Genomic DNA, 12085 nt, shown 5'->3' with positions numbered 1-12085 from the left:
GGCCCGGCAACCGCTCTGGTTGCCGGGCCTTCTTCTCGTTCCGCCTGGAAGTTTATCAAGCGTCGACCGGTATCGCGTCAGCCGTGACGAATATCGGCCGGGAAACCGAGCGACGCCGGGCTATGGCGCTCGCTTCCAGCCGTTCGGCGATGACGGCGAAGCGATCGCCGTCGACCATGACCTCGGGGGGAAGGGCGCGGTTGTTGTAGGTCGAGGCCATCGTCGCACCGTAGGCGCCGGTCGTGTGGAACACGCACAAGTCTCCGGCCTCGACGCGGTCGATCTCCCTCGCGCGGGCGAACGTGTCGCCGGTTTCGCAGACGGGGCCGACTATGTCGGCGATCATGCGCTCTCCCGAGGGGCTCACGGCGGCGAACTCGTGCCAGGCGTCATAGAGCGCCGGTCGCATCAGATCGTTCATCGCCGCATCGACGATCACGAAGGGGCGTTCCGTGCCCGGCTTGGTCCAGATCACCCGGGTGAGCAGCGCACCCGCCTCGGCGGCGATGAACCGCCCCGGCTCGAACATCAGGGTGACGTTCCAGTCGCGCGTGATGCGTGCCACCATGGCCCCGTAAGCTTCGACATCTGCGCCCGGCTGGCTTGGACGGTACGAGACACCAAGGCCGCCGCCGAGGTCGACGTGAGTGATGGAATGGCCGCGCAGTCGCAACGCCTGCACCAGCTCTCCTACGCGCAGGTAGGCGGATTCGAGCGGGGCGAGATCGACGATCTGGCTGCCGATATGCACGGCGATTCCGCGCAGATCGAGGCCGCCGAGCGTCGCCAGGCGATCGTACATGTCGATCGCCGCGTGGATGGGCACGCCGAACTTGCTTGCCGCGCGCCCGGTGGTGATCTTCGCGTGGGTCCGCGCATCGATGTCGGGGTTGACCCGCAGCACCGCCGGAGCACGTATTTGCCGTTCCATCGCGAGGCTCGACAGGAGGTGCGCCTCGGCTTCGAGTTCGAGGTTGAATTGTCCCGTTCCGGCATCGAGAGCGGCAATCAGCTCCGTCCGAGTTTTCCCGGTGCCCGAATAGATGATCGAACCGGGTGCCATTCCGGCATCGAGCGCTGCGGCAAGCTCACCGCCGGATACGATGTCGGCGCCGTATCCTTCTTCCGCCAGCAGGCGCAGGACCGCGTGGTTCGGGTTCGCCTTGACTGCGAAGGCCAGTTGCTTGCGAGGGACTGCGGCCAGCGCCGTTCGAAATCTGCGGGCTGCGGCACGCAGCGCCCCGGCAGAATAGACATAGGCCGGCGTGCCGACAGCGTCCGCAATCGACGTCAGCGGGACCGCTTCGGCATGAAGCAGCCCGCCCTCGTGGTGAAAAGGGTTCATCTCGGATGTCCTGACAGACAGGTAATGGGGACGAGGGGGCAACGCGCCTTTGCGCCTTGCCCCCTCGTGGTTCAGGATCGACGTTTGGCGCGACGTTCGCGTCGTCGTGATCGGATGAGTTCGGGAAGCATTCGATGGCGGCTGTTCTCGATACGCAGCACCAGCGCGACCTTCTTGCCCTGCACGAGCAGCACGAGGCCGAACAAGGTCACGGCCAGGAATAGCAGCGTGAGCATGCCTCTCATGCCGCCTCCGTCGCCGGGCGCCAGAAGCTCGCCGCATGTTCCGCCGACCAGAAAGGTGATGCCCAGCGCGCGCCAGAAGATATCCCGGCGGGTCATGCGCGGTGCTCCCAGGACAAGGGCTCGCGACGAAGCGCGAGATCGCCTGCCCGGGCAGCGGCATCGCGGAGAGCCTTGGGTGCGCGGGCAGAGGCATCGTAGAGGATGATGTCGGCGGGGAAGTCCGCCTCCACCTGCAACTGGGCGAATGCCTCGGCGACCTGAAAATCGAGGCCGACCGCAGTGTCCTTCAGCATGCGCGCGCGGTCCCGAGCGTCATCGATGTGATCGGCATCGCTATCGACGCCGAGCGCTTCGATGGCGAGAAACCCGAGGCTACGGGCCAGCCTCACGGCCTGGATCAGCAGCGTGCCGTCGCCGCAGTTCACATCGACGATCCGCACCGCCCTGCGCTTGTGTCGGCGCAGCGACTTCAGCCGTGTGACGAGCGAATGCCAGCGGGGATCCCGTTCGGCGTCATGTTGCGCCGCCGCGCCGGTGATCGAGACGATGGGCCATGGCGGGACGGTGGGGAGGGAAAGGGAATAGTGCATGGGCTTCACCGCTCCCCTCAGGCCGCACGGTCGAGGGCGCCGATTTGGGTCGGCGCAGGCTCGAACGGGATGGAAGGAACGATCGCTTCGGTAGTGAAGACGATGGCCGCGCCGGGAAAGGCGTGAACTTCGTCACGCGCGAAGCGCCAGGCGGCGTGACGGGAAATGAAACGTCCTTCGAGAAGCCCATGGTTCTCCTGGACAAGCCAGTGACCGGCGCGATCCTGTCCGACGTAGAGTATCGACCCGCGTCGGTCAGGCTCCGGATTGCTGGAAGATTCGATCACGAAAAGCTCCTTGAATCTACCTGTATATTCGGCGCGCAGATGCGTGGCCGATGTGGCAGAATTAAAGAGTTGAACGTATGAATTCCAGACGGACGCGATTGGCGGAAAATTGAATTTTCATAGAAATTGCGATGCTCGCTCCGGAGTGGAGTTTCGTGAAAATACTATGAAAAACATATGCGATGCGGACTTTGTCGATCTCGAATTCATATACCCGTCTTCGTATTTTTGCGGTTCAACGATCGTTCGGAGATGCCGCCATGTTCTCGGGTTCCCTTCCCGCCTTGCCTACGCCCTTTCGCAGCGGAGGCATCGACGAAGCGGCGCTTCGCGATCATCTGGGCTGGTTGATCGAGGAGGGTTCGTCCGGGGTCGTCGCCTGCGGCACCACCGGGGAGGCGACCAGTCTGATGGATGCCGAGTATCGGCGCGTCCTCGATATCTGCGTGTCCGAAGCGAATGGCCGCGTTCCGGTCATCGCCGGGTGCGGCACCCCCAACACCGCGACCACGCTCGACCACATCAGGCGCGCGCGCGATGCCGGAGTCGCCGCTGCGATGGTGATGGCGCCGTACTATGTGCGACCGGACCAGAAAGGCATCGTCGCCCATTTCGAGGAGCTGGCGCTGCACGGCGGACTGCCGATCGTGCTCTACAACGTGCCCGCGCGCACCGGCGTCGATATTCTTCCCGAGACGATGGGCGAACTCGTTGCCGCCTATCCGCAGATCTTCGTCGCCGTAAAGGACGCGACCGGCTCCATCGCCCGCGTCTCGACCCAGCGGGAGACATGCGGTTCGGGGTTCTGCCAACTCTCGGGCAATGACGAGACGGCGCTGGGGTTCATGGCCTCGGGCGGGCGTGGCTGCATATCGGTGACCGCCAACGTCATCCCCGGCCTCAGCGCGGACTTTCAGGAGGCCTGTCGAAAGGGCGATTTCCGGTACGCTCTGGATTTGCACGACTGCATGGTCCCGCTGCACAAGGCCCTGTTCACGGAACCTTCGCCCGGGCCGCTGAAGTATGCGATGTCGCGGGTACGCGCCGGGTACAGCGCCAGATCGCGGCTGCCAGTGCTTGAGGTCAGCGCGGAATCGAAGGCGCTGATAGACTTCGCGCTGGAACTGACGACGCGTTCAACGCCGGTGTTCGCCTTGTGACGATGCGCGGGTTGGGATGAAATGCTGGCTGGGGCGGCAGGATGAAGAGATGTAATCTATATCCATGATAATAAAAGAGAAAGTTCTTTAAAATGTCGTTCGTACCGGCAAAATCACCTAAAGATTTTGGGTTGCAGGGGGCAGTTCTAGGACGATTTGAACTTTTTTGGCGAGTGGTGCATATTTTGCGCTGTTATGAGGCGTTGCGAATGTGTTCATCGTCTTGGATGGCGACGATTGGCCGATTGCGGAAAGGCGGCTCACCCGGCTCAGATCGGCGGATAGCTGCCCGTCGCCTTCGATTTGGGGCATCGCCGACAAAAGAGATTCCCTGCCGGCCGGCAGACGCCCCATTGCCGACATTGATCTCTCGCTTCATGCTCAAAAGATGAGAAACGCGACTCTCAGGTTCCCATGGCCGCGCACCCTGATCGGGTTCACTGCGGTTAGAGGTCGGAAGCTGGGAGCGTGAGGCGCGGCATCTTGATCGCTCGCTTCAAGTCGACGTTCCAAAGCGGCATCAAGGACGGAATCGAGAGGAAGCCCAGACCGTCCGGGGTGCGCGCGGTCGCTGCGCGGTGTTGCAGCGTTGCGAGCTGCCGTCAGGCGATTCCCGCGCCGCCGGTCACGCCAAAGACTTCGCCGGTGATGTAACTGCCTTCCTGCGAGGCGAGCAGGACATAGACGGGAGCGATCTCCACAGGCTGGCCGGGGCGACCGAACCGGCTGTGCTCGCCGAAGTGGGCCACCTTATGCTGCGGTTGCCCGCCGCTGGCCTGAAGCACCGTCCAGAACGGCCCCGGTGCAACGACGTTGGCGCGAATGCCATTTTCCATTAGCTGCTTCGCCAGTGCCTTGGTATAGGCGACGATACCTGCTTTGGTGGTCGCGTAATCGAGCAGGATGTCCGAAGGCTCGTAGGCCTGCACCGAGGCAGTGGTTATGACGGATGCGCCTGCCGGCAGGTGCGGGACGGCCGCCTGCGTGATCCAGTGCAGGGCATAGAGGTTGGTCTTGAGCGTCTTGTCGAAGTCCTGAGAAGTGACCTCGCTGACGTCCTCACGAAACTGCTGGCGTCCGGCGTTGATGACGAGGATGTCGATCCCTCCAAGCCCGTCCACCGCTTCAGTCACGAGCTGGCGGCTCCAGCTTTCCTCGCTCACGTCGCCAGGCAGCGCCACCGCCTTGCGTCCTTCGGCCTCAATCAGAGCGATGACCTCGCGTGCATCTTCCTCCTCGCTAGGGAGATAGGCGATGGCAACGTCCGCGCCTTCGCGCGCATAGGCTATCGCGGCGGCGCGCCCGATGCCGGAATCCCCGCCGGTTACGAGCGCCTTTCGTCCCGTCAGCTTTCCGGCACCGACATAGCTTGTTTCGCCATGATCGGGCTTCGGCTCGAGCTTTCCGGCAATGCCGGGCCTCGGCTGCGGCTGCTCGGGAAACGGTGGCTTCGGGTATTGGCTGCGAGGATCCTGCATCGTGAGCCGGTCGGCCATAATCTCTCCTGTCGTCAAAATTGGCGCGTCGAGCGCGTGCGTCACAAGCCCTTGGCCATGTTCAGATGGGCGGTGACAGCGGGAATGAGATCGCCTGCGAACGTCTTGAGCGCTGGCTCGTCGCCACCCGCCGAATAGCCCTTCAGGGCATCGAGCGTGGCCTGATGGGCCGCGACCTGTGCCTTGGCGTAGGCTTCGTCGAAGGCTGTGCCGGACTTCGACTTGAGATCGTCAAGCTGCGTCTGTTGCGCCGCGGTGAGGGTTGGGGCAGGGGTGATCGGGGGCGTCGCCTTGGCGGCCGCCGCCGTCAACTTGGCGGTCGAATCCGTGTGGGCCTTCACCATCTGCTCGGCGAAAGCCTTCACCTTGGCGGACCCTGCCTTTTCCGGGGCGAGCTTAGATGATTCGATCTCGAACATGTCGCTGGCCGCAGCGAGGTCGGCGAAGACCTGCCCGGGACTTTCCGACTGCGTCGCAGTCGTCGCATCGACATTGTCCGCAGGCGCAGCAGTGGTCATGTCGGCGGCGGGCTCGGTCTTCTTGCTGTTGCAGGCGGTGAGGCTGGCGACGGCAAGGGATGCTGCCAAAAGCGTACTGTGCTTCATCACGATCTTTGCTCCGCGTTGAATGGTGGGGAATGAAAGCTGAACGTTCGGTACTGCCAGAGCGTTCCGATCAACCATCGGCAGGCTGGCGCGTTGCAGGGGCTCACCATCGCGATATCCGCCGCGCCACTGTCGAGGAGAGAGGCATGAGTATTTTCGGAAATATCCTGAACAAGATCTTCCACCACGGGCCCGACAAGACGCCCGATCCGAAATCGGGAATGAACGCGCCAAAGGCAGCGCCGACGCCTGCTTCCGCAGCGCCCCCACCGCCAGCATCTGCGCCTGCGGCGCCAGCTGCAGCGGCGCAGCCGGCAGTGGATGTGGGCGCGGTGCTTGAGGCGATGGCTGCGATGAAGGCAGACCATGGCGGCAATTACCGTACGTCGATCGTCGATCTCCTCAAGCTACTGGACCTCGATTCCAGCCTTGCGGCACGCAAGGAGCTCGCGCAGGAACTGGGCGTCCACGCCGGGGCGGACGGTACTGCCGAGCAGAACATCGCCCTGCACCGTGCGGTCATGGACAAGCTGGCGAGCAACGGCGGCATCGTGCCGGACAGCCTGCGCGGCTGACCCTTAGCGAAGTCACTGTGGTGGCGGCGCCTCAGACGCGCCGCCACCGCCCGATCATCGATTGCGCGCGGTTGCGGGATTGTCGTCCTCGGTTTTATGGATATCGTCCCGCTGGATGCCGGCCTGGACGCCCTCGCGGCTTGTCGCCGCATCCGCCTCCGCTTCACTGGGCGGGATGGCGCCTGCCCCGGCTCCCGTCTTACCGTGCGAATTCATGCCTGGATTGAGAAGCTCCTCGCCGAACTCCTCGCGGGCGCTAAGCGCGCGATTTGCTTGGCCGGGCGTGCCTGGTTCTTTGTCATTCATGCCTGTTCTCCGTTCTGGACGATGGGCCTCAGAAGCTTTGCCAACTCCTCATTACCCTGCGCCTGCGCTACCGAAGCCGCGTCGTTGCCTGCAGCATCCTGCGCGGCAAGTTCAGCGCCTGCTTCCAGCAGGAGCGTGACGATGGGGCGCCGGTCGAACAGAGCGGCCATCATCAGCGCCGTCTGTCCTGCCGCATTGCGATGCTGCGGGTCTGCCCCAGCTTCCAGAAGCATTTGCGCGATTGCACAGTTGCCCTTGAAGGCGACACCCATCAACGCGCTGCCGCTACCGGTTGGATCGTCACGCCCATCGGGCCGTGCGCCGAAGCTCAGGAGCAGGGCAGTGGTGCTCTCGTGCCCGTGGTAGCTGGCAAGCACGAGTGGGGAATGTCCCCGCCCATCGCACCCCTCGATGTCTGCCCCGGCCTGTAAAAGCGCCGGAATGACATCGTCGCGGCCAAGCCTCGCGGCCTCGAAAAGCAGCTCCTGGATTCGCTCGGCAGGAGGCAGCGGCGCCCCGTCATGGCGCCGCTCTCGCGTTTCCGCATCGAACGCAGCCATCACTTGCTCGCTTCCAGAAATGCCGCCGCGTCGAGATCGACCTTCAATTCCCGGTCCCACAGGCGAAGAGCGGAACAGGTATCGAGGAAGCCTTTCGCCGCGGCTGCCTTGTCGAGAGCAACCAGGCCCTCGTCGTGGTCTTCGGGAGCGATGCCGGCGCGTTCCATAAGCGGCAGCGCTTGCGGCGTATAGGCGATGAACTTGCCGTGTGCGAAGGCGTCATTGACGAAGTCCTTTGCGGTCTTGTCCTTCGCCAGCATGGTGGCGCCGTCGTCGGAGACCACCAGCGCCACCGCGTCATAGAGAACCGACGGCGCGCCATCGATCTTCTGCTTTCCCTCGATCACCGTGCCGTCATCGAGAGTGGCGCCTGCGACCCTGGGCGTGACGATCTCGTAGACGGCAGGCAGCTTCTCAACCGCTGACACCAGTGCCTTGACTATCGCCGCCGGCGCCTCGTCGGTGACGAGGATGCCGAGCTTGCGGCCTGCGAAGCTGTCCGGGCCCTGCTTGACGATGCTCAGCGCATCGGACGGCGCAAGGTCGGTTCGCGTCGGCACCGGCGCCGCGAATGCCTTCGGAAGCTTGGGCAGGCCAAGACCGCCCGCGACAACCGTGGCGAGCGTCTCGTCGATATTGCGCAAGTGGGAGACGATGCGCTCGCGCAGGTCCACGCGTTCGCACTTGGATAGCTCGAACACAAGGGCATCACCGATGTGCTTCTGTTCGATCGGGGTCTGGCTGATGAAGAACTGGCGCGCCTGACTGTAATGGTCGGCAAACGTAGCGGCACGGACCTGTGCCTTGCGGCCCGTCTCCTCGGCCGCGAAGTGGCGATACCCGCCTGTGGGAGCCGCGCGCGGCCCCCCCCACGAGTTCGGCTCGTAGTTTACCCGCCCGGTGGGATTGCGCATGGCCATATGGCCGTCCTGCTGAAAGTTGCGCACCGGCACCTTGGGTGCGTTGACCGGCAGATGCGTGAAATTGGTGCTGCCGAGACGCTTGAGCTGGGTGTCGAGATACGAGAAGTTGCGACCCTGCAGCAGCGGATCATTGGTGAAGCCGATGCCCGGGACCACGTTCTGGGTGCAGAAGGCGACCTGCTCGGTCTCGGCGAAGAAGTTGTCGACCACGCGGTCGAGCACGAAGCTGCCGATGCGACGGACGGGCACCTGCTCCTCGGGGATGATCTTGGTGGGATCGAGCACGTCGAACTCGAAGCTGTCGGCGAACGCGTCGTCGAACAACTGCACGCCCAGATCCCATTCCGGCGGTGTACCCGCGGTGATGGCATCCCACAGGTCGCGGCGATGGAAATCGGGATCCGCGCCGTTGATCTTTACCGCCTCGTTCCACATCACCGACTGCAAACCCATCTTCGGCTTGAAGTGGAACTTGACGTAAGTGCCTTTACCCTCTGCGTCGATCAGCCGGAACGTGTGGACGCCGAAGCCTTCCATGAAGCGGAACGAGCGCGGGATCGCGCGATCCGACATGGCCCACATGATCATATGCATGGATTCCGGGGTCAGGCCGATGAAGTCCCAGAAATTGTCGTGGGCGGTCTGCGCCTGCGGGAACCCGCGGTCAGGCTCCTGTTTGGCGGCGTGGATCAGATCGGGGAACTTGATCGCATCCTGGATGAAGAACACCGGGATGTTGTTGCCCACGATGTCCCAGTTGCCTTCCTTGGTGTAGAACTTGGCAGCGAAGCCGCGGACGTCGCGCGCAAGATCGGACGAGCCCTTGTTGCCCGCCACGGTGGAGAAGCGCACGAACATCGGCGTCCTCTCGCCAACTTCGGTGAGAACCTTTGCAACGGTGTATTTGTCCAGGCTCTCGTCCAGCGTGAACGTACCGTGCGCACCAAAGCCTCGGGCGTGGACGACCCGCTCGGGTATGCGTTCGTGGTCGAAATGGAAGATTTTCTCCCGGAGATGAAAATCTTCGAGAAGCGTCGGTCCGCGATCGCCGAGGCGCAGACTGTTCTGGTCGTCCGCGACCGGCACACCCTGCTGAGTGGTAAGTATGTCGTCGCTGCCGGACGCTATCTGGTGAAGTTCACCGCCGGCGCCGACATCCGTCTTGAATTCGGCGGCATGCGACTGTGCACCGGTGTCCTTGCCGATCGTCTTCGCCATTCCTGTGCTCCAGTGCTGTTGTGTCTAGTCCATGGAATGCCCTTCGCGTGCGAAGAGCCTGAGGCAAAACAGCAGCGCCCGGTTCGAGTTTCCGGCGAGCTGCCCATCTTAACTTGGGTCAACGCGATTTCGTCCCACGGAAAGCTCGAGGCTCGTCCAATCCTGATGGTTCGAGGAACAGGACCGGCTCGTTGCGATTTTCCCAGCAGAAGATCTGGCTCAGCAAAGCCGCACAAGCAAAGGGCATGGGGAATGAACGCACGGCCTTCGATCCTGACCCTCGGTGACAGCCATGCCGGCGAGAACCTCAGGAATCTGCACGACGCCGCGTCGCGCTCGGTTCTCGCCCAGCGTGTCGCTAGCCTGTCCGGAGGAGAAGTCATCGAGCGGAACGGGCCGCCCCGCGCCGGATCTTTCCTTATCCCGGACGATACTCTTTCGATCGAGGACGCGCGGGCCTGGGGCATTGAGTCCGAGTCACAGCTTCTGGGCGGCGCCGTGCCATTCGCCTTCGTAGCCACCAAGATCGTCAGTCATGGCCTGCCGTTCGAGAATGCAATATGCCCGCAGCATTGGTCTGCCGGTCTGTGTGTAGAGCTGGATGAAGCGGTATTGCGCGGTTATTCGGTTTTTTCGCACGCGGATGCGCGGATCGCTGGCCGGCGCCTGCTGGAACGCGGTCCGGTTCGGCTCAAGGATGTGGAAGCGACATCGGGACGAGGGCAGGAGGTGGTTCGCAATGTCGAGACCCTCGACGCGGCCTTGGACCGGTGCGATGCCCTGGTGCTCGAGCGGGCGGGACTGGTGCTCGAGGAAGACCTCGAGGACGTCGAAACCTACAGCGTCGGGGTAGTCCGGCTGTTCGGTCGCTCGATTGCCTACTGGGGTACCCAACGCCTAACACGCGACAACAGCGGACAAGAGGTCTATGGCGGATCGCATCTGCGCTGTGTGCGAGGCGGGTGGGAAGAACTCGAGGCATTGAATCTGGAGCCAGAGCTTGCCCAAGTCATCGGCAAGGCCAGGCATTACGACGCGGCGGTTTTTGCCGCTTATCCCGGAACGATTGCGTCCCGTCGCAACTACGATGTTGCCGCCGGACGAGATGCGCAAGGTTTGCGCAAGACGGGCGTGCTCGAACAGAGCTGGCGTGTGGGGGGTGCGAGCGGAGCCGAGATTGCGGCGTTCGAAGCCTTTGACGCAGATTCGTCACTCGCACATGCGCAGACAGCCACTGTCGAGATCTACGGTGAGGCTGCCGGTGCTCCGAACGGAGCGACAATTTACTTCAGCGGCATCGACCCTGCGGTCGGTCCGCTGACAAAGTATGCGGAGAAACGATGAGCGACGCGCGCAAGCCAGTGGCGATTACGGTCGATGGCAAGCAGTTGGACGGAACCCTGCTGTCCCCCGCCAAACTGATTCCGGGCGTCCTGTTCATTCACGGTTGGGGCGGATCGCAGGAACAGGATCTCGTACGTGCGGACGAAATCGCGCAACTGGGTTGCATCTGCTTCACCTTCGATTTGCGCGGACATGCCCGCGACGACGGCGAACGGGAGAGCGTGACGCGCTCCGATGGTCTGGCCGATGCACTCGCCGCCTACGATTTCCTTGCAGCTCAAAAGGAGGTCGACCCGTCTGCGATCGCAGTCGTGGGGACGAGTTATGGCGGCTACCTTGCCGCGCTGCTCACCGTGCAGCGCCCCGTCTCATGGCTCGCGCTGAGAGTGCCGGCACTTTACCCAGACGAGCACTGGGAGATCCCCAAGGCCCTGCTCCCGCGCGACGAGATTGTGCGCTATCGCAGTCACTTCAGAACCGGCTACCAGGACAAGGCGCTTGCCGCATGCGAAACGTTCGGAGGTGATGTGCTGATCGTCGAATCCCAACATGACGACTACGTCCCGCATCCCGCCATCAGTTCGTTCATTTCGGCATTCCAGCGCAGCAACTCTCTAAGCTACCGCATTCTCAAGGGCGCGGATCACGCCCTGCGCGACGAAGCCTGTCGCAAAGCCTACAATGATCTGCTTTTGACCTGGATCGAGGAGATGGTCCGCGGGGGGCGCAGGACACGATAAGGAGAGACACGCGCCGCCGCGCCTCCGACATCTACCTGTCCGTGCCACGAATTGGCGACATTATCCGGTCCGTCGCAGAAAGCTGTAGCGCTGCGGGCCAGTTGGTCGCCCTTGACATCGCTGCATCCTCCCGTCCCGGAAAATCCCGGTAAGGCTCGCAGCCGTCGCAATCGGTCCATCCGGTGGTGGCCGGACTTTGTCCCGCCCGTAGTCGCTCTTAGGAACGAAGGCGCTTCCGCTGGATTGCAAAGCCGCCCACGAACTGGCGCCGCACGCACGGCTTTACGGTACGAGGCGGCACCGGGCGCACGTACCCGAGTTGCCATGGGAGGAAGAAGCGATCGAGGACGCCGCAACGCAGACCCGGTTCAGCGAACTGGGTTTCTCGGTCCCCGCAGGGCTCGATCTGGTGTCCGGCGATGATCGCGTTCATGCCGGCTCCGTTCTTGTTCGCCACCGCCAGAGCGGCATCGTCCACGTCGACGATACGCTTGTAGTGCTGGCGGCGCCCGGCCCACTTGGCCGCGTCTTCCCCCAATCACGCCTGCGGTTTCATCCGATGCTTGGCAAGGTACTGCAATAACGTCCCGGCGCGGCCGATGATTTTGCCAGCTGGGTCCGCGATCTGGACCACGAGTCGGCCGCAACGCCAATCGTGTGCGCGGCTCATTGCGCCGTGCGTCGCCTACCG

14 protein-coding genes are annotated in these 12085 nt (G+C 63.2%); 4 read left to right on the top strand and 10 right to left on the bottom strand.

What is annotated here, in order from left to right; translation table 11 throughout:
- Positions 1 to 55 precede the first annotated feature (55 nt).
- The 4 genes from lysA to LO787_RS22925 all read right to left on the bottom strand — a co-directional run bounded on the left by lysA (position 56) and on the right by LO787_RS22925 (position 2467).
- Positions 56 to 1345 carry a diaminopimelate decarboxylase gene (gene lysA, locus LO787_RS22940; protein ID WP_232493288.1) on the bottom strand — a complete coding sequence of 430 codons (1290 nt, stop codon included), beginning with the start codon at positions 1343 to 1345 and terminating at the stop codon, positions 56 to 58.
- A gap of 71 nt (positions 1346 to 1416) precedes the next feature.
- Positions 1417 to 1686 (bottom strand): hypothetical protein, encoded by a 270-nt coding sequence (locus tag LO787_RS22935; RefSeq protein WP_232493287.1) that lies wholly within the window; start codon positions 1684 to 1686, stop codon positions 1417 to 1419.
- Positions 1683 to 2180: a methyltransferase domain-containing protein gene (locus LO787_RS22930; protein WP_232493286.1), complete on the bottom strand. Its 498-nt coding sequence runs from the start codon at positions 2178 to 2180 to the stop codon at positions 1683 to 1685. The genes LO787_RS22935 and LO787_RS22930 overlap by 4 nt, the downstream gene beginning before the upstream one ends.
- Before the next feature lie 17 nt (positions 2181 to 2197).
- Positions 2198 to 2467 carry a hypothetical protein gene (locus tag LO787_RS22925; protein WP_232493285.1) on the bottom strand — a complete coding sequence of 90 codons (270 nt, stop codon included), beginning with the start codon at positions 2465 to 2467 and terminating at the stop codon, positions 2198 to 2200.
- Positions 2468 to 2727: 260 nt separating this feature from the next.
- Here LO787_RS22925 and dapA point away from each other — a divergent pair, with 260 nt between their 5' ends.
- Complete coding sequence (gene dapA, locus LO787_RS22920) at positions 2728 to 3627, top strand: 4-hydroxy-tetrahydrodipicolinate synthase (RefSeq protein WP_232493284.1); 900 nt, start codon at positions 2728 to 2730, stop codon at positions 3625 to 3627.
- 602 nt (positions 3628 to 4229) lie between these two features.
- Here the strand turns inward: dapA and LO787_RS22915 are convergent.
- Both LO787_RS22915 and LO787_RS22910 read right to left on the bottom strand, forming a co-directional pair.
- The gene (locus tag LO787_RS22915; RefSeq protein WP_232493283.1) at positions 4230 to 5123 is read right to left on the bottom strand and encodes an SDR family oxidoreductase; all 894 of its coding nucleotides are present in this window, start codon (positions 5121 to 5123) and stop codon (positions 4230 to 4232) included.
- Positions 5124 to 5164: 41 nt separating this feature from the next.
- Positions 5165 to 5728 (bottom strand): DUF4142 domain-containing protein, encoded by a 564-nt coding sequence (locus LO787_RS22910; RefSeq protein WP_232496399.1) that lies wholly within the window; start codon positions 5726 to 5728, stop codon positions 5165 to 5167.
- Between the two features lie 146 nt (positions 5729 to 5874).
- On the opposite strand from LO787_RS22910, the gene LO787_RS22905 reads away from it, so the two are divergent.
- Positions 5875 to 6303, top strand: coding sequence for a DUF3597 domain-containing protein (locus tag LO787_RS22905; RefSeq protein ID WP_232493282.1), 429 nt, complete (start codon positions 5875 to 5877; stop codon positions 6301 to 6303).
- Positions 6304 to 6357: 54 nt separating this feature from the next.
- On the opposite strand, the gene LO787_RS22900 is transcribed toward LO787_RS22905, so the two are convergent.
- From LO787_RS22900 to LO787_RS22890, 3 genes are read right to left on the bottom strand one after another with little or no spacing between them, the layout of a single operon-like run.
- On the bottom strand, positions 6358 to 6609 hold the full coding sequence (locus LO787_RS22900) for a hypothetical protein (protein ID WP_232493281.1): 252 nt from the start codon (positions 6607 to 6609) through the stop codon (positions 6358 to 6360).
- Positions 6606 to 7169, bottom strand: coding sequence for an ankyrin repeat domain-containing protein (locus LO787_RS22895; protein WP_232493280.1), 564 nt, complete (start codon positions 7167 to 7169; stop codon positions 6606 to 6608). Before LO787_RS22895 ends, LO787_RS22900 begins: the two co-directional genes overlap by 4 nt.
- A complete protein-coding gene (locus LO787_RS22890; RefSeq protein ID WP_232493279.1) occupies positions 7169 to 9310 on the bottom strand; it encodes a catalase in 2142 nt (713 codons plus the stop codon). Before LO787_RS22890 ends, LO787_RS22895 begins: the two co-directional genes overlap by 1 nt.
- On the opposite strand from LO787_RS22890, the gene LO787_RS22885 reads away from it, so the two are divergent.
- Positions 9269 to 10654 carry a DUF3182 family protein gene (locus tag LO787_RS22885; protein ID WP_338045437.1) on the top strand — a complete coding sequence of 462 codons (1386 nt, stop codon included), beginning with the start codon at positions 9269 to 9271 and terminating at the stop codon, positions 10652 to 10654. The two genes, LO787_RS22890 and LO787_RS22885, sit on opposite strands and share 42 nt — an antisense overlap.
- Entirely contained in the window at positions 10651 to 11394 is a 744-nt protein-coding gene (locus tag LO787_RS22880) for an alpha/beta hydrolase family protein (protein ID WP_232493277.1), read from the top strand. The genes LO787_RS22885 and LO787_RS22880 overlap by 4 nt, the downstream gene beginning before the upstream one ends.
- 217 nt (positions 11395 to 11611) lie before the next feature.
- Here LO787_RS22880 and LO787_RS22875 read toward each other — a convergent pair whose 3' ends face one another.
- Positions 11612 to 11932 (bottom strand): hypothetical protein, encoded by a 321-nt coding sequence (locus LO787_RS22875; RefSeq protein ID WP_232493276.1) that lies wholly within the window; start codon positions 11930 to 11932, stop codon positions 11612 to 11614.
- Positions 11933 to 12085 lie beyond the last annotated feature (153 nt).

It is taken from the genome of Novosphingobium kaempferiae (assembly GCF_021227995.1).
Classification (GTDB): Bacteria; Pseudomonadota; Alphaproteobacteria; order Sphingomonadales; family Sphingomonadaceae; genus Novosphingobium; species Novosphingobium kaempferiae.
This window is presented reverse-complemented; position numbering and strand designations above follow the sequence as displayed.

Coding starts and splice junctions, on each gene's coding strand:
- LO787_RS22915 (WP_232493283.1), bottom strand. CDS start 5,123: ATGGCCGACCGGCTCACGATGCAGGATCCTCGCAGCCAATACCCGAAG.
- dapA (WP_232493284.1), top strand. CDS start 2,728: ATGTTCTCGGGTTCCCTTCCCGCCTTGCCTACGCCCTTTCGCAGCGGA.
- LO787_RS22900 (WP_232493281.1), bottom strand. CDS start 6,609: ATGAATGACAAAGAACCAGGCACGCCCGGCCAAGCAAATCGCGCGCTT.
- LO787_RS22880 (WP_232493277.1), top strand. CDS start 10,651: ATGAGCGACGCGCGCAAGCCAGTGGCGATTACGGTCGATGGCAAGCAG.
- LO787_RS22895 (WP_232493280.1), bottom strand. CDS start 7,169: ATGGCTGCGTTCGATGCGGAAACGCGAGAGCGGCGCCATGACGGGGCG.
- LO787_RS22890 (WP_232493279.1), bottom strand. CDS start 9,310: ATGGCGAAGACGATCGGCAAGGACACCGGTGCACAGTCGCATGCCGCC.
- LO787_RS22935 (WP_232493287.1), bottom strand. CDS start 1,686: ATGACCCGCCGGGATATCTTCTGGCGCGCGCTGGGCATCACCTTTCTG.
- LO787_RS22910 (WP_232496399.1), bottom strand. CDS start 5,728: ATGAAGCACAGTACGCTTTTGGCAGCATCCCTTGCCGTCGCCAGCCTC.
- LO787_RS22885 (WP_338045437.1), top strand. CDS start 9,269: ATGCGACTGTGCACCGGTGTCCTTGCCGATCGTCTTCGCCATTCCTGT.
- LO787_RS22905 (WP_232493282.1), top strand. CDS start 5,875: ATGAGTATTTTCGGAAATATCCTGAACAAGATCTTCCACCACGGGCCC.
- lysA (WP_232493288.1), bottom strand. CDS start 1,345: ATGAACCCTTTTCACCACGAGGGCGGGCTGCTTCATGCCGAAGCGGTC.
- LO787_RS22930 (WP_232493286.1), bottom strand. CDS start 2,180: ATGCACTATTCCCTTTCCCTCCCCACCGTCCCGCCATGGCCCATCGTC.